The following is a 19,686-nucleotide window of genomic DNA, read 5'->3' as shown; positions in this document are numbered from 1 at the left end:
GATTCTGCCTGGGACGGTTGCTTTGTGAAGCATCGGCGTCCGATCCGCATCCGGAAGCCCTTCTTCGGCGTCTCACACTGCATGGATCTGGAGAAGCGTCCCGAACCCGCCCCGCCTCCGGCGCCCGCCGCCCCGGAAGGCTGTCTGGTGGCGGCGATCCGCATGCCGGTGCGGATCGTGGCACTGGTCGTCGTGGTGCCGGTGCGGCTCGTGTGGGACGCGTTCGTCACGGGCGGCCGCTTCCTGTACGAGAAGGCGCTCGTGCCGCTGGCCCGCGCCGTCGGGTGGGTGCTGTTCGCCGTGTTCGGGTGGCCGTTCGTGGCGCTGTGGCGGTATGTCGCCGTGCCCCTCGGCCGTGGACTCGGCTGGCTGGGGCGGGTGTTGGTGGTCGTGCCCGCGGTGTGGCTGTACGCGCATGTCCTCACGCCGCTCGGGCACGCGATCGCCTGGCTCGCGCGGGGCGCCGGAGCGGTGCTGCGGTGGATCGGCATGGCGCTGTTCGTGTGGCCGTGGGTCGCGCTGTGGTGCTACGTCGCCGTGCCCCTCGGCCGTGGACTCGCCTGGCTGGGGCGGGTGTTGCTGGTCGTGCCCGCGGTGTGGCTGTACGCCCATGTCCTCACGCCGCTCGGACACGCGATCACCCTGTTGGTCACGGGCATCGGGATCGGCCTGCGGTGGGTCGCCATGGCGTTGTTCGTGTGGCCGTGGGCGGCGCTGTGGCGGTACGTGGTCGTGCCGTTCGCGGGGTGGCTGTACGCGTATGTGCTCACCCCCGTCGGCCGGGCCGTCGCGGCACTCGTCCGGTGGATCCTCGTGCTCCCCGTGCTGGCCCTGTGGCGCTGGGTCCTCGTGCCCGTCGGCCGGGCCCTCGTCGTCCTCGTACGGGAGATCGGGGAGGCGCTCGGGGTCGCCTGGCGGGTCGCCGGGTACGTGTCGCTCGCCGTCGGGCGGTTCCTCGGCAAGCTGCTGCGCTGGACCTTCGTGGAACCGGTGCGCTGGGCGTACCGCAGTGTGCTCACGCCGATCGGGCACGTCGTACGGGACCAGGTGTGGCGGCCCTTCGCGCGGGCGGCCCGGGAGGTCGGGCGCGGTGTGCGGCAGGCGCTCGGCGCGGCCCGCGCCAGTGTCCGGCAGGCCCGCGCCGACGTGCGGCGCGCGCTGTTCGGCCCGGACAGGCAGCCGGAACCGCTGGTCAGGGAGGTGCGGGAACCGGAGGGCGCGCAGGGACGTACTCTTGGTAGCAGTACGACCGCACCTACGCAGACCGCATTCATTAAGGATTAGGACACTGGGCAAGCGACAGCCCGTAGGCCCGCCGCCCGCACCCGCGGTGCAGCGCATCCGACTGCGCTACACCAAGCGCGGCCGCCTCCGGTTCACCAGCCACCGTGACTTCCAGCGCGCCTTCGAGCGTGCGCTGCGCCGCGCCGAGGTGCCCATGGCGTACTCGGCGGGGTTCACGCCGCACCCCAAGGTGTCGTACGCCAATGCCGCACCCACCGGCACGGGCAGTGAGGCCGAGTACCTGGAGATCGCGCTCACCGCGCCGCGCGACCCCGAGAAGCTCCGTGTGCTGCTCGACGAGTCGATGCCCGTGGGCCTCGACATCGTCGACGCCGTGGAGGCCCGTACCTCGGGCCTCGCCGACCGGCTCACCGCCTCCGTGTGGGAGCTGCGCCTGGACGGCGTGACGGTCGAGGAGGCCGCGCGCGCCGCGGACGTGTTCCGCGCCGCCGAGGCCGTCGAGGTCCAGCGCCGCACCAAGAACGGCATGCGGACGTTCGACGCCCGCGAGGCCGTGGTCTCCCTGGCGGCACAGGACGCGGCTTCGGCCTCGGATGTTCCGGCTGATAGGCCCGGCGACAAGGCCTGTGCGATACTGCGCCTGGTTGTTCGGCACGTGACGCCTGCCGTTCGACCCGACGACGTCCTGTCCGGTCTCCGCGCCGTGGCCGACCTGGCGCCGCCGGTCCCCGCAGCGGTGACCAGGCTGGCGCAGGGGCCTTTCGATGAAGAGACCGGCACGGTGACCGACCCGCTCGCGCCCGACCGCGAGGCAGTCCAGTCCGCCCCCTCAACGGAGGCCGCGGGATCTGCCGCCGCGACGGTGCCTGCCGTGGAAGGTTCCGCGTAAGGACGGTCGCCGTCGCGCCGCCCTCGGACTCGGGAGCCACCTGGGTCGGGCAGCGCACCCACCCAAGGACTTTCGCCAGGCCGTACGTACAAGGCGTACCGGAACCGGCGAGAACAGACAGAAGAGCCCCCGTGCGGCGCCCGCGCCCCGGACCGGCGGTACCCGCGCATCGTTCTCACGGAGCGCGCGGGCCGCGGACGTCACCGGTCATGGATCAGGCGCGGCGCCCGGGGGCCTGACGGGAGATCCACCCGCATGCCCGAGCCGATCGAACCCACCGCCTCCGAGCTGAGCAGCCCGAGCGACACCCTGCCCCCGCGCCGTCGGCGCCGGGCCGCGTCGCGACCCGCGGGCCCGCCGCAGGCCGCCGCCGCCGAGCAGGCCGCGCCGGCCATACCGGCCACCGCCGCGGACGCCGAGGAAGAACTCGACACCGCAGAAGAGGCCACCGAGGCCACCGAGACCGCCGAGGCCCCGGCCGCCGAGGCGCCGCAGGAGGCGCCCGCCGCCCGCCCGCGCCGCCGTGCGACCCGCCGCGCCTCCGCGCCCGCCGGTACGCCGACCGGCGCCGACGCGCAGGCCGAGACCGTCGTGGCCGAGAGCGCCCCGGACCAGACCGTGGCACCGGTCGCCGAGCCCGCCGCCGAAGAGGCGCCGGCCGAGGCCGCCGCGCCGCGCCGCCGTCGCCGCGCGACCCGGACCGTGTCCGCGCCCACCGCCGAAGCACCCGTCGCCGAGGCCCCGGCCGCCGAGAGCGCGCCCGCCGCCGAAGCGCCGCAGGCCGTCGCGGAGGAGCCCGCCGCCGAGGACGCCGCGCCGCCGCGCCGCCGTCGCCGCGCCACCCGGACCGTGTCGGCTCCCACCGCCGAGACCGCGCCCGTCGCCGAGGCCCCGGCCGCCGAGGAGCCGCAGCCCGAGACGTCCGCCGCCGAGCCGGCCGCGCAGGCCCCGGCCGAGGACGCCGCGCCGCGCCGCCGTCGCCGTGCCACGCGCGCCGTCGCCGCGCCGGAGGCCGAGCCCGAGGCGCCCGCGCAGGAGCAGCAGAAGCAGGCCGAGCCGACCGCGACGGCCGAGCCGGTCGCCGAGGAGCAGGCCGAGTCCGCCGAGGACGGCGGCCCGCGCCGTTCCCGCCGTCGTGCCACCCGCAAGGCCGCCGGTGGCTTCGCCGAGCCGAAGCAGCCGAAGCAGTCCAAGCGCGACTCCGGGAGCAACGGCAGCAGCGGGGACGGCGAGAGCGGTGGCCGTCCGAAGCGGCCGTCCGTCGCCGTGTTCCAGGCGCCGGTCTTCACCGAGCCGATGTTCCAGACGCCGGAGCGCGCCGCCGCCGCTGCCGCGGCCGAGGCCGCCGAGGAGAAGAGCGTCGAGCCCGAGCCCCAGCCCGAGCCCGCCGCGGTCGTCGCCGAGGAGGAGCAGACGCCGCGCCGTCGCCGTCGTCGCCGCGCCGCCGACGAGCGCCCGGCCGAGCCTGAGCCCGTCGCCGAGCCGGCCGCCGAGCCGGTCGCGGAGGAGCAGGCCGAGGCCGAGGCCGACGACCAGGACGAGCAGGAGCACGACGACCACGACGAGCAGGGCGACCGCCCGGCCCGCCGCCGCCGTCGCGGGGGCCGTCGCCGCCGCCGCGGTGACTCCGCCGACGCGGAGACCGACGCCGAGGGCACGTCCGACGAGGACACCGACGCCGACGACGAGCAGGCCGACGACGCGGACGACGACGAGGCGGACGACGCGCAGGCCGAGTCCTCCTCCGGCGGATCGAGCAGCAGCCGTCGCCGCCGTCGCCGCCGCCGTCGCTCCGGCGACTCGCCCGCGGACGCCGAGCCGTCCACGGACGACCCGGAGCGCACCGTCGTCAAGGTCCGCGAGCCGCGCAAGAAGGAAGAGAGGGCCGAGCGCTCGACGTCCTCGGACGAGGTGCAGTCCATCAAGGGCTCCACGCGTCTGGAGGCGAAGAAGCAGCGCCGCCGCGAGGGCCGTGAGCAGGGCCGCCGCCGCGTCCCGATCATCACCGAGGCCGAGTTCCTGGCGCGCCGCGAGGCCGTCGAGCGCGTGATGGTCGTCCGGCAGAACGGCGAGCGCACCCAGATCGGCGTGCTCGAGGACAACATCCTCGTCGAGCACTACGTCAACAAGGAGCAGTCGACCTCGTACGTCGGCAACGTGTACCTGGGCAAGGTCCAGAACGTGCTGCCGTCGATGGAGGCCGCCTTCATCGACATCGGCAAGGGCCGCAACGCGGTGCTGTACGCCGGTGAGGTCAACTTCGAGGCGCTCGGCATGGCCAACGGGCCGCGCCGCATCGAGACCGCCCTCAAGTCCGGCCAGTCCGTGCTCGTCCAGGTCACCAAGGACCCGATCGGCCACAAGGGCGCCCGCCTGACCAGCCAGGTCTCGCTGCCCGGCCGCTACCTGGTCTACGTGCCCGAGGGCTCGATGACCGGCATCAGCCGCAAGCTGCCCGACACCGAGCGCGCGCGTCTGAAGACCATCCTCAAGAAGATCGTCCCCGAGGACGCGGGCGTCATCGTGCGCACCGCCGCCGAGGGCGCGAGCGAGGACGAGCTGCGCCGCGACGTCGAGCGTCTGCAGGCCCAGTGGGAGGACATCCAGAAGAAGTCCAAGCAGATCTCGACGTCGTCGCCGAGCCTGCTGTACGGCGAGCCGGACATGACCGTCCGTGTCGTGCGCGACATCTTCAACGAGGACTTCTCCAAGGTCATCGTCAGCGGTGACGAGGCGTGGGACACCATCCACGGCTACGTCAACCACGTCGCCCCCGACCTGTCCGACCGGCTGTCCAGGTGGACGTCCGAGGTCGACGTCTTCGCGACGTACCGGATCGACGAGCAGCTCGCCAAGGCGCTCGACCGCAAGGTGTGGCTGCCCTCCGGCGGCTCCCTCGTGATCGACAAGACCGAGGCCATGATCGTGGTCGACGTCAACACCGGTAAGTTCACCGGCCAGGGCGGCAACCTCGAAGAGACCGTGACGAGGAACAACCTCGAAGCGGCCGAGGAGATCGTGCGCCAGCTGCGCCTGCGTGACCTCGGCGGCATCGTCGTCATCGACTTCATCGACATGGTCCTGGAGTCGAACCGGGACCTGGTCCTGCGGCGTCTGCTCGAGTGCCTGGGCCGGGACCGTACGAAGCACCAGGTCGCCGAGGTCACCTCGCTGGGCCTGGTCCAGATGACCCGTAAGCGCGTCGGCCAGGGCCTCCTGGAGTCCTTCTCCGAGACCTGCGTGCACTGCAACGGCCGCGGCGTCATCGTCCACATGGAGCAGGCCTCGTCCAGCGGTGGCGGTGGCAAGCGCAAGAAGCGCGGCCGCGGCGGCAACGGCGCGGACCACCAGCACGACACGCACGAGCACGAGGACACGCAGTCGTCGGACTCGGCCGAGACCGAGGCCGAGGTCGCCGCGGAGGCCGCCGCCCCCGTGGCGCTGCCCGAGCCGGAGTTCGTCCCGGACGAGGAGCTGTACTCCAGCCCCGCCGAGGCGGAGGCCGCGGCCGGGCGTGGCCGCTCGCGCCGTCGCGCCACGCGCCGTGCGTCGGCCCCGGCCGGTGCCCCGAAGGCCGAGAAGGCCGACAGGAGGAGCGGCAAGGCCGAGAAGGCGGAGACCGTCGAGGCCGCCCCGGTGGCCGAGGTCGAGGCCGCGCCGGTCGTCGAGGCGGAGAAGCCGCAGGAGGCCGCCGCGCCCGTGCAGGAGCAGGCTGCCGCCGAGGCCCCCGCGCCGCGGACGCGTCGTCGTGCCACCCGTAAGGCGAGCGCCCCCGCCGGTTCCCCGAAGGCGTCCTCCGAGGAGGCCGCCGCGGTGACCGTCGTGGAGCCGGAGCCCAAGGCCGCCGAGCCGAAGGCCGAGGAGCCCAAGCCCGCCGAGGAGACGGTGCAGGAGACCGAGGCTTCGGCCCCGGCCCGCCCGCGCCGTCGCGCCGTCCGCAAGGCCACGGCCCCGACCGCGACCGAGGAGGCGGCCGTCCTGGTCGTCCCGTCGGCCACGGAGGACGCTCCCCGGGCGGAGGGTGCCGAGGACGCCGAGGAGGCGCCCGTCGCCAAGAAGACGGCCCGTAAGACGGCCAAGAAGGCGACGGCGAAGAAGGCGGCCACCAAGAAGACCGCGGCCAAGAAGACGACCACGGCGAAGAAGACGACGGCCAAGAAGGCGGCGACCAAGACCGCCGCCAAGAAGACGACCGCGAAGAAGACCGCGGCGGCCGAGCAGCAGTCGCTGCCGTCCGTCACGGCGGCGGCCGACGAGGCCTGAGCACACCGACGGCGTCCCCGTCACGGCTGACGGCCGTGACGGGGACGCCGTCGCATGCGCCGGGTGGAACAACTGCGCTGTGAGGAACATCGCGGGGCGGCGAAACGCACGTAATTCGCCCCCCGCCTCTTGGATCACGGTGTACTACCTGTAAAACTCATGGGGCCGTACAAGTGAATGCAGGGCAGGGGTGTTCGTTGGGGAGACGCCGCACCTGTTGCCCAGGGGAGGGATTTCGATGGCGCACGTGCGTCTCAGAGGCACGGGCCGACACCGTGCCGTGAAGCCGGTCAAGGGCGGCCGGCAGGCGGTGGCGATCGCCACCGTGCTCTCGGCGGCGGGCGTGCAGGCGGGCATCGCGGTGGACACCGCGTCGGCCGACACGCGGACCTGGACCGAGGGGCCGATCTTCAACGACCCGCTGGGCACGACGCAGGAGCAGTACGCGATCCGCACCCGGCTCGTCGAGCTGACGGACGCCGCGCTGCCCGGCTCGTACATCAAGATCGCGGTCTACCACGTCTGGGAGCAGACGATCTCGGACGCGCTGATCCGGGCCAAGGCCCGCGGCGTGCACGTACAGATCGTGATGGACTCGTCCAGCGTCAACGACCGCCCCACGAACCCGATCTACGGGCAGCTGAAGGCGGCGTTCGGCACCAGCATCACCGCGCAGTCCTTCGTGACGCTGTGCCCGAAGGACAAGTCCTGCCTGGGTGACCCCAAGTTCGGCAAGTCGATCATGCACAACAAGTTCTGGCTGTTCTCGGCCGTCGAGGGCGCCACGAACGTCGTCGTGCAGACCACCTCGAACTCGACGCCGTCGGCGAGCACGCGGTTCTTCAACGAGGCGCTCCAGCTGCCCAACAACCCGGTCCTGTACGGCGCGTACGCCGACTACTTCGACGACATGGCCGCGAAGGTCTGGCAGAACTGGGACTACCGGACGGTCAGCAACGGCCGCTACAAGGCGTACTTCTTCCCGCGGGCCGGCACCACCAACGCCACGGACACGCTGTACTCGGTCCTCAACAACGTCTCCTGCACCTACAAGGACTCCGCGGGCACGACGAAGCACACCGTCGTGCGGGCCGCGATCTTCCAGATCACCCGGCAGGCCATCGCCGACAAGCTGGTCTCGCTGAAGAAGGCCGGCTGCACCGTCTCCATCGAGTACGCGACGTCCGACAGCGGCACCTGGAAGTCGATGCACGCCAGCGGCGCCCCGCCCCGGCGCTGCTACAACGACGACCGGGACCCGCTGAACCCCGGCACCAAGCTCGGCACGCCGTTCATCATCCACACCAAGTACGTGCTGATCGACGGCATGTACGACGGCTCCCGGAACAAGATCACGTTCACCGGCTCGCAGAACGCCTCGAACCCGGCGCTGCGCGAGAACGACGAGGCGTACGTCAAGATCGACGACGACTCGGTGCACGACACGTACCGCACGCACTTCACGAACGTGTGGAACGTCGCGTACCCGGGGACGAACGACAACACCAACCTGTGCAAGGGCGTCAGCACGCTCCCGCAGGACGGTGAGGGCAAGACCACCTGAGCGGGTCGGCCGGACGGCGGTCAGGGGGCCGGTTTGACCCTTCTGAGGGGTGCCCCGTAACCTTGACCGTCGGCGTGTCCATCGACGCGCCTCACTCCCGTAAACCTTCTTCCTCCGATTTCTCGGCAGAGATGCCGGGATTCCGGAGAGGCCGCCTCGCGCGGCTGGACTGCGGGGGTTCCGTTCCGAGCGAAAGAGAGATCCGCGTGTACGCCATCGTGCGCAGCGGTGGTCGCCAGCACAAGGTTGCTGTCGGCGACATCGTTGAGGTTGACAAGCTTCCCACCGCCAAGGTCGGCGACACCGTAGAGCTCTCTACGCTGCTCGTTGTCGACGGCGACGCCGTGACGAGTGACCCGTGGGTCCTTGCCGGCATCAAGGTCCAGGCCGAGATCGTGGACCACCACAAGGGCGCGAAGATCGACATCCTTCGCTACAAGAACAAGACCGGCTACCGCCGTCGTCAGGGCCACCGCCAGCAGTACACGGCGATCAAGGTCACTGAGATCCCCGCGGCTGCGAAGTAAGGGTAGGGACTGAGACATGGCACACAAGAAGGGCGCATCGTCCACTCGGAACGGGCGCGATTCCAATGCTCAGCGGCTCGGTGTGAAGCGCTTCGGCGGTCAGACCGTGAACGCCGGTGAGATCCTGGTCCGCCAGCGCGGCACCCACTTCCACCCGGGCAACGGTGTGGGTCGTGGCAAGGACGACACGCTGTTCGCGCTCGACGCCGGTGCGGTGGAGTTCGGTACCCACCGTGGCCGCAAGGTCGTGAACATCGTTCCGGTCGCCGCCTGAAAGGCAGCCTGACCGGTAGTTTTTCGCGAGGCGGACCTCACTTCCCTTCCGGGGAAGCGGGTCCGCCTTTCGCGTGTTGAAGTAAAGACATTCCTGTACGTAGCTGACGTACAGCTGCTGACGTACTGCTGTATCTGGAGGCACTGAACCATGACCACCTTCGTGGACCGCGTCGAACTGCATGTCGCCGCGGGTAGCGGGGGCCACGGCTGTGCCTCCGTCCACCGTGAGAAGTTCAAGCCGCTCGGCGGCCCGGACGGTGGCAACGGCGGCCGTGGCGGCGACGTCATCCTGGTCGTCGACCAGTCGGTGACGACGCTCCTCGACTACCACCACAGCCCGCACCGCAAGGCCACCAACGGCGCCCCCGGCGCGGGCGACAACCGTTCCGGCAAGGACGGCCAGGACCTGGTCCTGCCGGTCCCCGACGGCACGGTCGTCCTCGACAAGCAGGGCAACGTGCTCGCCGACCTGGTCGGCGAGGGCACCACCTTCATCGCCGCCCAGGGCGGCCGCGGCGGCCTCGGCAACGCGGCCCTCGCCTCGGCCCGCCGCAAGGCCCCCGGCTTCGCGCTGCTCGGCGTCCCCGGCGACCTGCGCGACGTCGTCCTGGAGCTGAAGACCGTCGCCGACGTGGCGCTGGTCGGCTACCCGAGCGCCGGCAAGTCCTCGCTGATCTCCGTGCTCAGCGCCGCCAAGCCGAAGATCGCCGACTACCCGTTCACGACGCTGGTCCCGAACCTGGGCGTCGTCACCGCGGGCGCGACCGTCTACACCATCGCCGACGTGCCGGGCCTGATCCCGGGCGCGAGCCAGGGCAAGGGCCTCGGCCTGGAGTTCCTGCGCCACGTCGAGCGGTGCAGCGTGCTCGTCCACGTGCTCGACACGGCGACCCTGGAGTCCGACCGTGACCCGGTCTCCGACCTCGACGTCATCGAGGCGGAGCTGCGGGAGTACGGCGCGGGCCTGGAGAACCGGCCGCGGCTCGTCGTCCTCAACAAGATCGACGTGCCCGACGGCCAGGACCTCGCCGAGATGGTCCGGCCCGACCTGGAGGAGCGCGGCTACCGCGTCTTCGAGGTCTCCGCCGTCGCCCACAAGGGCCTCAAGGAGCTCTCCTTCGCGCTCGCCCAGCTGGTGGCCGACCACCGTGCCGCGCAGCCCAAGGAGGAGTCGACCCGGATCGTCATCCGCCCGAAGGCCGTCGACGACGCGGGCTTCACCGTCGTACGCGAGGACGCCGAGGGCGAGCCCCTCTTCCGGGTGCGCGGCGAGAAGCCGGAGCGCTGGGTGCGGCAGACCGACTTCAGCAACGACGAGGCCGTGGGTTACCTGGCCGACCGCCTCAGCCGCCTCGGTGTGGAGGAGGAGCTGATGAAGGCCGGCGCCCGCAGCGGCGACGGCGTCGCGATCGGCCCCGAGGACAACGCGGTCGTCTTCGACTGGGAGCCCACCATGATGGCGGGTGCCGAGATGCTCGGCCGCCGTGGCGAGGACCACCGCATGGAGGCTCCGCGCCCCGCCGAGCAGCGTCGTCGCGACCGGCAGGCCGCGCGCGACGAGGCGCAGCAGGAGTTCGACGACTTCAGGCCCTTCTAGCCGTAGTCATGGAAAAGGGCCCGGGAGGAATCTCCCGGGCCCTTCGCCATGTCCTGACTGCGGTGGTTACGCCGTGACCGTGTCCTCGGACTCGGCCGTGTCGGTGCCGTCCGACTCGACGACCTCGGCCACCTGCTCCTCCACGGAGTCCTCGCGCTGCGTCGGGATCTCCGTCTCGCCGCGCGCGGCCATCCGGACGCGGCGCTCGTCGGCACGGTCGCACAGGGCGCGCACCGCGCCGTTGAAGCGGTCCATGGACGGCGGGTCCGAGGGGCCCAGGAGGTGCTCCTTGAGCTCCAGACGGGCCTCGGCGTGCTCGTCCTCCTTCTCGCCGCGAACGGCCGCGAGAAGGGCAGGCACGCCCTTCGCCTTCGGGGTGAGGATCGTCGCGGCGCTCACCGTCGGGAAGCCGGTGCGGAAGTCCGTCTCGGACAGCCCCGAGGTGTTGGCGACGGCGTACGGCTTCTCGCTGCTCAGCCAGTCGGAGACGACCGAGGAGACGTCCGAGATCAGGACGTCGGCCTGGTTGAAGCAGGTGAAGATCGCCGGGCGGGCCTCGGTGACGATGAGGTGCTCCCACTCCGGGAACGACGCCCAGTAGGCCTCTTCCCAGGCGGTGATCGCCTCGGCCACGGCAGCGGCACGGCCGCCGTCGGGCTTGCCCTGGAGCAGCATCTTCTCCATCTCGTCCGCGCTGGTGCGGAACGAGGTGGAGGTCAGCCGGTCGAGGGCGGCCGCGGCGCGGGTCAGCCGGTCGGCGGCCTCCGGGCCCGGGCGGGCGCCGGAGCGGTGGGTGTTGGCCTCGCGGATCATCGCCATGATGCGCTTGTTGGCCTCGCCCGCGGCGGGGACCTGCGAACCCGTCATGGGGTGCGGCTTGTAGATCAGGCGGACCTTGTCGTCGGCGAGCAGGTGCCGGACGATGTTCTCGCCGGCCAGGATCACCGAGGTGTTGCCCGGGTTGCCGTCCCAGCCCTCCCAGGTGGGGGCGTAGAGGACCGTCGTGTACGCGCCCTCGGCGGGGCCCGTGCCGACCGTGATCGGGGAGAGCTGCGGGCGGCCCACCTCGACGACGTCCTTGTCCTCGACGCCGACGTCGGCCAGCTGGTAGCGGTCGCGGGCCGCGGGGCCCGCCACCCACACCTCGTCGTACGCCTTCGCGTACGGGTTGCAGGAGCTCAGCTTGTCGGACTCGCCGTGGTTGATGAAGGCGTGCTTGATCGTCGGGATGCGCAGCACCTGCGACGTCTTCGCGGCGTTCGCCGGGTGCAGCATCATCTTCAGCGTCGAGTTCTCCAGCGAGAACATCGTGGCGACCTTGGGGAAGCAGATGATCGGCACGTCGGTGGCGTCGATCTTGTTCACCATGAAGCGCTCACGCAGCACGATCAGCGGCTTGCCGTCCACGTCGGCGAGCGTGGAGAGCCACATGTTCGCCTGGTACGCGGAGGTCGTGCCGCCCGAGAAGTACATGGCCACGGTCGGCCGGTAGTCGGCCAGCCACTGGTCCAGCCACTCGATGACCTGCTGGTCGTTCAGCGGGCGCTTCTTGGGCAGCAGCCAGGTGGCCAGGTACGCGGCGCCGCCGCCGAACAGGACGATCGAGACGCCGATGCCGATGCCGCCCCACAGCGCGTCGGTCGTCGCGGCCGTGGCCAGCAGGCCGGCGGTGGCCGGGATCGAGAAGGCCAGCATGCGGTGGCTGGAGCGGCGGGCCAGGATGCGCGGCGGGGCCGCGGACAGGCGCAGCGGGGTGGAGTCGATGTTGCGCGTGACGATCGGCAGCATACGGGTGCGGCGCACCAGGACCGCGGCGGCCTGGCAGCCGAAGTGCAGCACGTACACGACGAGCAACATGATCAGCAGCGGCGCCTGCTCCCCGAGCGGGTTGATGCCGTCGATGCGCAGCAGGCCGACGAAGATCAGCATGTCGCGCAGCAACTGCCGCACGGTGACGTCGAAGCGGATCTTGCCGAGCAGCGACAGCAGGCCGGGCTGTCGGTACTGCAGGTATGTGTCGAGGGCGAGGCCCGCGGCGCTCGCTGCGACGAACACCGGGACGTACGGAACGAGCGCGCTCACGAGCTGGGCCACATAGAGCGCGAACATCGCGAACAGCGCGGAGAGCTGTACGACGCGGCGGGGGGCAAGTCCGGCGGAGGGCACGGGCTGGGCTCCTGGCAGGGATAGGAGGTCGAGTGGGACCGTGGGGGGCTGGTCCACCTCGGTGAAAAGGCTGACCACTGACCGTATGACTTTCACCGGTCCCGTAGCAATCCTCGGTGATATCAATCACGGCATACAGGGGCAAAAGGCACGGAACTCGTGGGACCAAATTCCCGTCCGCCCGACAGGTTGTCCACAGGGGTGCCCGTGGGATGTTCGTGGGGTGTCCGTACGGTGCTCGCCGGGTGTCCGCCCTTCGAAACCCGAGAGCGTTCGCTCGGTCACGTCACGTAGATTGCGACGCATGTCAGGGGCAGCAACAGCGCGGCAGGGCGTGGCGGACGCGCGCCGCATCGTCGTCAAGGTCGGATCCTCCTCGCTCACCACGGCCGCGGGGGGCCTGGACGCGGACCGCGTCGACGCCCTCGTCGACGTCCTCGCCAAGCACCGCGGCGGGGGAGCGAAGGAGATCGTCCTGGTCTCCTCCGGCGCCATCGCCGCCGGACTCGCGCCGCTCGGCCTGACCCGCCGGCCCAAGGACCTCGCCCGCCAGCAGGCCGCCGCGAGCGTCGGCCAGGGCCTCCTCGTCGCCCGCTACACCGCCTCCTTCGCGCGCTACGGCGTCCGCGTCGGCCAGGTCCTGCTCACCAGCGACGACATGGCCCGCCGCGCCCACCACCGCAACGCCTCGCGCACCCTCGACCAGCTCCTCGCGATGGGCGCCCTCCCGGTCGTCAACGAGAACGACACCGTCGCCACCGACGAGATCCGCTTCGGCGACAACGACCGGCTCGCCGCCCTCGTCGCCCACCTCGTCCACGCGGACCTCCTCGTCCTGCTGTCCGACGTGGACGGCCTGTACGACGGCAACCCGGCCGAGCCCGGCACCTCCCGCATCGCCGAGGTGCGCGGCCCCGCCGACATAGCGCACGTCAAGATCGGCTCCGCCGGGAAGGCGGGCGTCGGCACGGGCGGCATGGTCACCAAGGTCGAGGCCGCCTCGATCGCCGCGGCGGCCGGCATCCCCGTCGTGCTGACCTCCGCCTCGTACGCCGCCGACGCCCTCGCCGCCCGCGACACCGGCACGTACTTCCACCGCACCGGGCGGCGCAGCGCCGACCGCCTGCTGTGGCTCCAGCACGCCTCGACCCCGCAGGGCGCGATCACCCTCGACGACGGCGCCGTCCGGGCCGTGGTCGAGCGGCGCAAGTCGCTGCTGCCCGCCGGGATCGCGGCCGTGGAGGGCGAGTTCAGCGCGGGCGACCCCGTCGAACTGCGCGACGAGAGCGGCGTGGCCGTCGCCCGTGGCCTGGTCAACTTCGACGCGAAGGAGATCCCGCAGCTGATCGGCCGTTCAACACGGGAGCTCGCCCGCGACCTCGGTCCGGCCTACGAGAGGGAAGTCGTACACAGGGACGACCTGGTCCTCCTCCGGGCTTGAAACCCCATCGGCCACCTTGGAAACCGCCTGTGCAAAAGGCCGAAAGCCTGCCACCCGTGGGGGACCTTCCCCAAAAGCACCCCACGAAGCCTCGTGTCCTGCTCAACTCTTGATGCGGAGAGTTTCACTCGGGGAAGTTCCGTACGACCATCACGACCATCACGACCATCACGTCCATTGCGCAAAGGAGGCCGTCGTGAGACGAGCGCGCCCGGGGGCTGGATCTGCAGGGTCCCGAGGGTCGGCGGAGCGGGCACTGACGAGTGTGGCCGCGGGGGACGCGTACGAGGAGCGGACCGCAGACGTCGCCGACGCCACCGGGGAGCCCGCGGGGGACGCCGAGACCGGCCCCCGCCTGTGGCACATCACGCTCAGCGTTTCCGGCGCCGAGGCACCCCTCGCGGAAGTCCGCCGGGGCCTCGAACAGCTCGCCCACGACCACCCTTTTCTGCTGACCAGCCGCTACGCCGTGGACCACGCCGAGATCCGCTACTGGGAAGAGGCCCGCGACCTGCACGACGCGGCGGCCGTCGCCCTGCGCCTGTGGGGCGAACACCGTCAGACCTCCCAGCTCCCGCCCTGGGAGATCGTCGGCCTCGAGGTCATCGACCGCCAGACCTACCACCACAGGATCGCCGAGGGCTACGGCCCGCTGCCGGCGACCCCGGTGGGCGTTCATCCGTTCTAGCCCCGTAAGGGGCGCGGGGAACTGCGCGACCAGCCATGGACAACCGTCGATCGGGATCGAAACAGAACCCCTCACGAACGAACCGTTTTCGGCCATGTCTCACCCCCCGAAACCCCCGGTGAACCCGCGCCGAACCCCCGCTACCCTGCGGAGCATGACCTCGCTTTCGCTCAACCCGTACGACTCGCTGCCTCCCGTGACCCAGGCCGCCTACCGCGCCAGGTCCGCGGCCAACGAGATCGCTCCGCTGCCGCGCGCCGACAAGGACGACGTCCTGGCCGCGATCGCCGACGCCCTCGAAGTCCGTACGGCCGAGATCATCGAGGCCAACACCAAGGACGTCGCCCGTGCCCGCGAGACCGGCACCAGCGAGGCCATCATCGACCGCCTCACGCTCACCGCGGAGCGGATCCGCGCCATCGCCTCCGACGTGCGCGACGTCATCGCCCTGCCCGACCCGGTCGGCGAGGTCGTCCGCGGCTCGACGCTGCCCAACGGCATCGACCTGCGCCAGATCCGCGTCCCCCTCGGTGTCGTCGGCATCATCTACGAGGCCCGGCCGAACGTGACGGTCGACGCGGCCGCGCTCTGCCTCAAGTCGGGCAACGCCGTCCTGCTGCGCGGCAGCTCCTCCGCGTACCACTCGAACACCGCCCTGGTGAAGGTGCTGCGCGACGCCGTCGGCGGCGCGGGACTGCCCGCCGACGCGATCCAGCTCGTGCCCGGCGAGAGCCGCGACTCGGTGACCGAGCTGATGCGCGCCCGCGGCCTGGTCGACGTACTGATCCCGCGCGGCGGCGCGTCGCTCATCAAGAACGTCGTCGAGAACTCGATCGTGCCCGTCATCGAGACCGGCACCGGCAACTGCCACGTCTACGTCGACGCGCAGACCGACCTCGACATGGCCGTCGACATCCTGATCAACTCCAAGGCCCAGCGCCCCTCCGTCTGCAACGCCGCCGAGACGCTCCTGGTCCACCAGGACATCGCCGACGCGTTCGTGCCGCGCGCCCTCGACGCGCTCGCCGAGGCGGGCGTCACCGTCCACGCGGACCCGCGGATCCTCGCGTACGCGGGGCAGAGCAAGGCCACCGTCGTCGAGGCCACGGCGGAGGACTGGGAGACCGAGTACCTCTCGTACGACATCGCGGCCGCCGTCGTCGACGACCTCGACAAGGCCGTCGAGCACATCCGGCTGTGGTCGTCGGGCCACACCGAGGCCATCGTCACCACCTCCCAGCAGGCGGCCCGCCGCTTCACCCAGCTCGTCGACTCCACGACCGTCGCCGTGAACGCCTCGACGCGGTTCACCGACGGCGGCCAGTTCGGCTTCGGCGCCGAGATCGGCATCTCCACGCAGAAGCTGCACGCCCGCGGCCCGATGGGCCTGCCCGAACTGACGAGCACCAAGTACATCGTCACGGGCGACGGCCACACGCGTTAGTCACGTCTTGTGCGGTGAATTCCCTTACCGTCTGCCCAAATTGACCCCTCAGGTCTACTCTGGACAGGTGCCGGAGGACGTGGGGGGCACGCCGTTCCCGGACGGCGGGGAGCCCGACGACGACCACGACCGCGGGGGCTGGGACGAAGAGTTCGCCTCCGTGGTCTTCGACGAGGACTTCGTGAAGTCTGCCGAGGTCCATGAGCCCACCGCGGTCGAGCGCCTGCTCGCCGCGGCGCAGGCCCGTGCCGAGGCCCAGGAGGCCGAGGCCCGCAGGGCGCGCATACGCCGCGGCGCCGACGACGACTTCTACGAGGACGCCGACCCCGAGGGATACGGCCACGACGACGCCGGCGACTTCGGGCGCGAACTCGACGATCTCTACGACGACGAGTTCGACCGGGACGGCAGGACCGGCGCCTTCCCCGCCCGGATCCGCTGGCGCAGGCCCGTCGCCTGGGCACTCGCCCTGCTCATGGGCGTCGGCATGGTCGCCCTCGCCTTCACGGCCGTCTACCGCGGCGCGTCCGCGGGCCGCCAGGACGACCGGGTGCCGCCGCCCGCGACGACGGAACTGGAGAAGAGCCTCCCGGGTCCCTCCGCCTCCGCCGACTATTCCCGGCCCGCGGTGTCCGCGGTTCCCCGGACGCCCTGAGCACGCCGTCAGCGGCCTCCTGAGGGCCTGTAAGAAGTTGACGTGTACCAGGGCGTTTACCTGAGGTCCCGGGGACCTACTCTGAAGGTATGGGTGGGCCAGCGGACCCACCGGAGGGGACACCGGAAGGCGGCCCCGGCGGTGGCAGCGGAAGCGAGGACGAGTACCGGTCCGTCGTGTTCGACGAATCGTTCGTCAAGGCTGCCCGGCTCCAGGAGTTCTCCGCGCAGGAGCGCATCACCGATCACGCCCCGGCCGTGCGCCGCACGCCCGCGCTGCGCCGCGGACTGACCCGGCAGGCCGTCATCCTCGTCGTCATGATCGTGCTGGCCTTCGGCACCGCGATCTACATGGGCATACGCAGCCCGTACCGCACGACCCAGGTCTCCCGGCACACCGAGCCGCTGCGGATGACCGTCATCCCGCTCGCCCCGGCCGGCCGTGTCCCCGGGGACGCCTCGGCCGCGAAGCTGTACCGGCACAGCCCGGCGGCCGCGTTCGCCGTCGCGGCCCGGGGGATAGACGTCCCCAAGGACCCGCGGGCCACCACGCACTTCTCCGACGGTCAGGTCACGGCCGCGCTGACCACCGTCAAGGACTACCTGGTCGACTCCTCGCTCGACCCGGACGTGCTCACCGGTGGCTCGGTCCGCCAGGTCCGCCAGCTGCTCGATCCGCAGCAGCTCGGCCAGTTCGACCAGAGCTTCGCCCGGCCCGCCGCCGACGGGCGGCACGCGGCCACCGGCTGGCTGGTCCGCTTCGACCCGGCCGAGACCGCGCTCGCCGACCCGCACATCCGCGTCCGGGGCACCCTGCACGTCGCCGAGACGGACGCGAGCAGCCTTGAAGTCTCCTCGGACCACACGTTCGTCTACGCACTGCGGCCCGTCGGCCGGCCGGACTCCGAGGCGTCCCTGTTCACCGTCCGCCGCGAGCTGCACTTCCGCTTCGACCGCGACGACCTGCGCAACCACCAGGCCGAGGTCCTCGTGTCCTACGTCCAGGCGGGCCCGCTCGCCTGCTCCGCCGACTCGGCCGCGCATCTGCATCCGCTGCTCGCCGGCCAGCGGGCCAAGCAGGACGGGCCCGCGGGCACCGACCCGTATGCGGCGGGCAGTGCGACCGCGCTGTGCGGCGCGCTCGCACCCGATGCCCAGCCCTCCGTCTGACGCTCCTGCGGATCGCTCTTACGCATCGCCCTTACGCATCGCGCTTAGGGATCGCTCTTACGGATCGCCGGAGTTACGCGTCGTCGTCCTCGCGGGTGCCGTGATTTCCGTTGTTGCCCGCGCCGCCGTCGCCGGCGCCACCGCTGCCACCGGTTGCGCCGCCGAAGCCCCCGAAGCCGCGCCGCACCCGGCCGCCGAGGTCGCCCGCGCCGCCCGCGATGTCGCTGACCAGCTTCATCAGCGGGTCCTTCGAGCTCTTCACGTGGTCCGTGTAGTGCGAGGCCGACTCGCGGAACGAGTCCGTCACCGAGGTGTCCTTGTCCTCGGTGCGGCGCGGGTAGTGGCCGTCCATCAGCCGCTGGTAGTCGCGGGTCTCCGCCCACTTCTTCAGCTCGGCGGCGCGCACCGTGGTGAACGGGTGCGAGCGCGGCATCACGTTCAGGATCTTCAGGACCGAGTCGCGCAGATCGCCCCCGGCCTCGTACTCCTCGGCCTGCTTCAGGAACGCGTCCACGTTCATCTCGTGCAGGTGGTTGCCGCCCGCGATCTTCATCAGGCCGCGCATGGAGGCCTGCAGGTCCTGGCCGACCAGCAACCCGGCGCGGTCCGCGGAGAGTTCGGACTTGCGGAACCACTCGCGCAGCGCCGTCACGATCGCCATGATCGCGAGGTTGCCCAGCGGGATCCACGCGACGCGCAGCGCCAGCGAGGTCAGGAACAGCAGTATCGTCCGGTAGACCGAGTGGCCGGAGAGCGCGTGCCCGACCTCGTGGCCGACGACCGCCCGCATCTCCTCCTCGTCGAGCAGCTCCACGAGCCCGGTCGTCACGACGATGATCGGCTCGTCCAGGCCGATGCACATCGCGTTCGGCTGCGGGTCCTGATGGACGTACATCGGCGGGACCTTCTCCAGGTCCAGGATGTAACAGGCGTCCCTCAGCATCGTGTTGAGGTGCGCGAACTGATCGTCGGAGACCCGCACCGAGTCCGACAGGAACAGCAGCCGCAGACTGCGCTCGGGCAGCAGACCGCTCAGCGCCTTGAAGACCGTGTCGAACCCGCTGAGCTTGCGCAGCGCCACCAGGGCCGAACGGTCCGCCGGATGCTCGTACGCCCGCGAGGAGATCCCCGGGAAGCGCCTGCGCTGCCTGCTGGGTACGTTCTCGTGCTGCTCGTTCGGTTCGTCGGGCATGCGGCCCCCCATGTGTGTGGTTGTGCCCCCAAGGTGGACTCCACACTAGGCGGAGATACCGTGACGGGGCAGCACACAGAAGGAGCGAACCGTCATGGATCATCCCGATCACCTCGGGTACCCCGGTCACCTGGACCACGTCATCAGTGCCGCGGCGGAGCAGGGCACCGGCCCGCTGCTGCGCATCGTGCTGATCGTGGGCGTCCTCGGCGCCGTCTTCCTGGCCTGGTTCCTGCTGCGCGGGTACAAGCGCGACGACTGATGTGACGGTTGCGTGGGCCCGTACGGCAGAGTCGGCGTGAGCGGCGCGGGAGCCCCCGCTTACGATGGGTCAGAAGTCTTTATCCCGATCCCACACCGGATAGGTCCTGCTGACGATGAGCCTCCACAGCACCGCTGCCCAGCTGGCCACCCTCGCCGCCGAGGGCGGCGAGCACGGCGGCAACCACGAAAGCCTCAGCCCGTACATCACGGGCGGTGGCGCGTTCGTCATCCTGCTCGTACTGCTGTGGATCACCACCCGCTTCAACCGCGACCGCTGATCCCGGACGGGACCACTCGGATCGGGCC

16 protein-coding genes are annotated in these 19,686 nt (G+C 71.3%); 14 read left to right on the top strand and 2 right to left on the bottom strand.

The genetic code is table 11. The features are described 5' to 3' along the window. Positions 1-81 precede the first annotated feature (81 nt). The 7 genes from B072_RS0118380 to obgE all read left to right on the top strand — a co-directional run bounded on the left by B072_RS0118380 (position 82) and on the right by obgE (position 10,361). Positions 82-1,284 (top strand): hypothetical protein, encoded by a 1,203-nt coding sequence (locus B072_RS0118380; protein ID WP_026245995.1) that lies wholly within the window; start codon positions 82-84, stop codon positions 1,282-1,284. Between the two features lie 46 nt (positions 1,285-1,330). Then, the gene (locus tag B072_RS0118375) at positions 1,331-2,134 is read left to right on the top strand and encodes a TIGR03936 family radical SAM-associated protein (RefSeq protein WP_018531428.1); all 804 of its coding nucleotides are present in this window, start codon (positions 1,331-1,333) and stop codon (positions 2,132-2,134) included. Positions 2,135-2,389: 255 nt separating this feature from the next. After that, positions 2,390-6,397, top strand: a complete 4,008-nt coding sequence (locus B072_RS0118370; RefSeq protein WP_018531427.1) for an Rne/Rng family ribonuclease — start codon at positions 2,390-2,392, stop codon at positions 6,395-6,397. A 238-nt stretch (positions 6,398-6,635) separates the two neighbouring features. Then, positions 6,636-7,961, top strand: a complete 1,326-nt coding sequence (locus B072_RS0118365; RefSeq protein WP_018531426.1) for a phospholipase D-like domain-containing protein — start codon at positions 6,636-6,638, stop codon at positions 7,959-7,961. A 206-nt stretch (positions 7,962-8,167) separates the two neighbouring features. Continuing rightward, complete coding sequence (gene rplU / locus B072_RS0118360; protein WP_018531425.1) at positions 8,168-8,488, top strand: 50S ribosomal protein L21; 321 nt, start codon at positions 8,168-8,170, stop codon at positions 8,486-8,488. 16 nt (positions 8,489-8,504) lie between these two features. After that, on the top strand, positions 8,505-8,762 hold the full coding sequence (gene rpmA / locus B072_RS0118355) for a 50S ribosomal protein L27 (protein WP_026245994.1): 258 nt from the start codon (positions 8,505-8,507) through the stop codon (positions 8,760-8,762). 150 nt (positions 8,763-8,912) lie between these two features. Next, positions 8,913-10,361 (top strand): GTPase ObgE, encoded by a 1,449-nt coding sequence (gene obgE, locus B072_RS0118350; protein WP_018531423.1) that lies wholly within the window; start codon positions 8,913-8,915, stop codon positions 10,359-10,361. A gap of 66 nt (positions 10,362-10,427) precedes the next feature. Here obgE and B072_RS0118345 read toward each other — a convergent pair whose 3' ends face one another. Beyond that, positions 10,428-12,527, bottom strand: coding sequence for a hypothetical protein (locus tag B072_RS0118345; RefSeq protein ID WP_018531422.1), 2,100 nt, complete (start codon positions 12,525-12,527; stop codon positions 10,428-10,430). A gap of 304 nt (positions 12,528-12,831) precedes the next feature. On the opposite strand from B072_RS0118345, the gene proB reads away from it, so the two are divergent. The 5 genes from proB to B072_RS0118320 all read left to right on the top strand — a co-directional run bounded on the left by proB (position 12,832) and on the right by B072_RS0118320 (position 17,924). After that, positions 12,832-13,968 (top strand): glutamate 5-kinase, encoded by a 1,137-nt coding sequence (proB, locus tag B072_RS0118340; protein ID WP_199791058.1) that lies wholly within the window; start codon positions 12,832-12,834, stop codon positions 13,966-13,968. A 196-nt stretch (positions 13,969-14,164) separates the two neighbouring features. Beyond that, a complete protein-coding gene (locus tag B072_RS0118335) occupies positions 14,165-14,656 on the top strand; it encodes a hypothetical protein (RefSeq protein WP_026245993.1) in 492 nt (163 codons plus the stop codon). Positions 14,657-14,810: 154 nt separating this feature from the next. Beyond that, entirely contained in the window at positions 14,811-16,100 is a 1,290-nt protein-coding gene (locus B072_RS0118330; RefSeq protein ID WP_018531419.1) for a glutamate-5-semialdehyde dehydrogenase, read from the top strand. Positions 16,101-16,140: 40 nt separating this feature from the next. Further along, positions 16,141-16,755 (top strand): hypothetical protein, encoded by a 615-nt coding sequence (locus B072_RS0118325; protein WP_078506479.1) that lies wholly within the window; start codon positions 16,141-16,143, stop codon positions 16,753-16,755. A gap of 89 nt (positions 16,756-16,844) precedes the next feature. Then, positions 16,845-17,924: a hypothetical protein gene (locus tag B072_RS0118320; RefSeq protein WP_026245992.1), complete on the top strand. Its 1,080-nt coding sequence runs from the start codon at positions 16,845-16,847 to the stop codon at positions 17,922-17,924. A 73-nt stretch (positions 17,925-17,997) separates the two neighbouring features. Here B072_RS0118320 and B072_RS43420 read toward each other — a convergent pair whose 3' ends face one another. Beyond that, positions 17,998-19,116, bottom strand: coding sequence for a M48 family metallopeptidase (locus tag B072_RS43420; protein ID WP_043244269.1), 1,119 nt, complete (start codon positions 19,114-19,116; stop codon positions 17,998-18,000). A gap of 94 nt (positions 19,117-19,210) precedes the next feature. Here B072_RS43420 and B072_RS48705 point away from each other — a divergent pair, with 94 nt between their 5' ends. Together B072_RS48705 and B072_RS47365 are read left to right on the top strand one after the other, a co-directional pair. Beyond that, positions 19,211-19,378: a hypothetical protein gene (locus B072_RS48705; protein WP_018531415.1), complete on the top strand. Its 168-nt coding sequence runs from the start codon at positions 19,211-19,213 to the stop codon at positions 19,376-19,378. 115 nt (positions 19,379-19,493) lie between these two features. Next, positions 19,494-19,658 carry a hypothetical protein gene (locus B072_RS47365; RefSeq protein ID WP_018531414.1) on the top strand — a complete coding sequence of 55 codons (165 nt, stop codon included), beginning with the start codon at positions 19,494-19,496 and terminating at the stop codon, positions 19,656-19,658. Positions 19,659-19,686 lie beyond the last annotated feature (28 nt).

Source organism: Streptomyces sp. HmicA12 (genome assembly GCF_000373565.1).
Taxonomy (GTDB): Bacteria; Actinomycetota; Actinomycetes; order Streptomycetales; family Streptomycetaceae; genus Streptomyces.
This window is presented reverse-complemented; position numbering and strand designations above follow the sequence as displayed.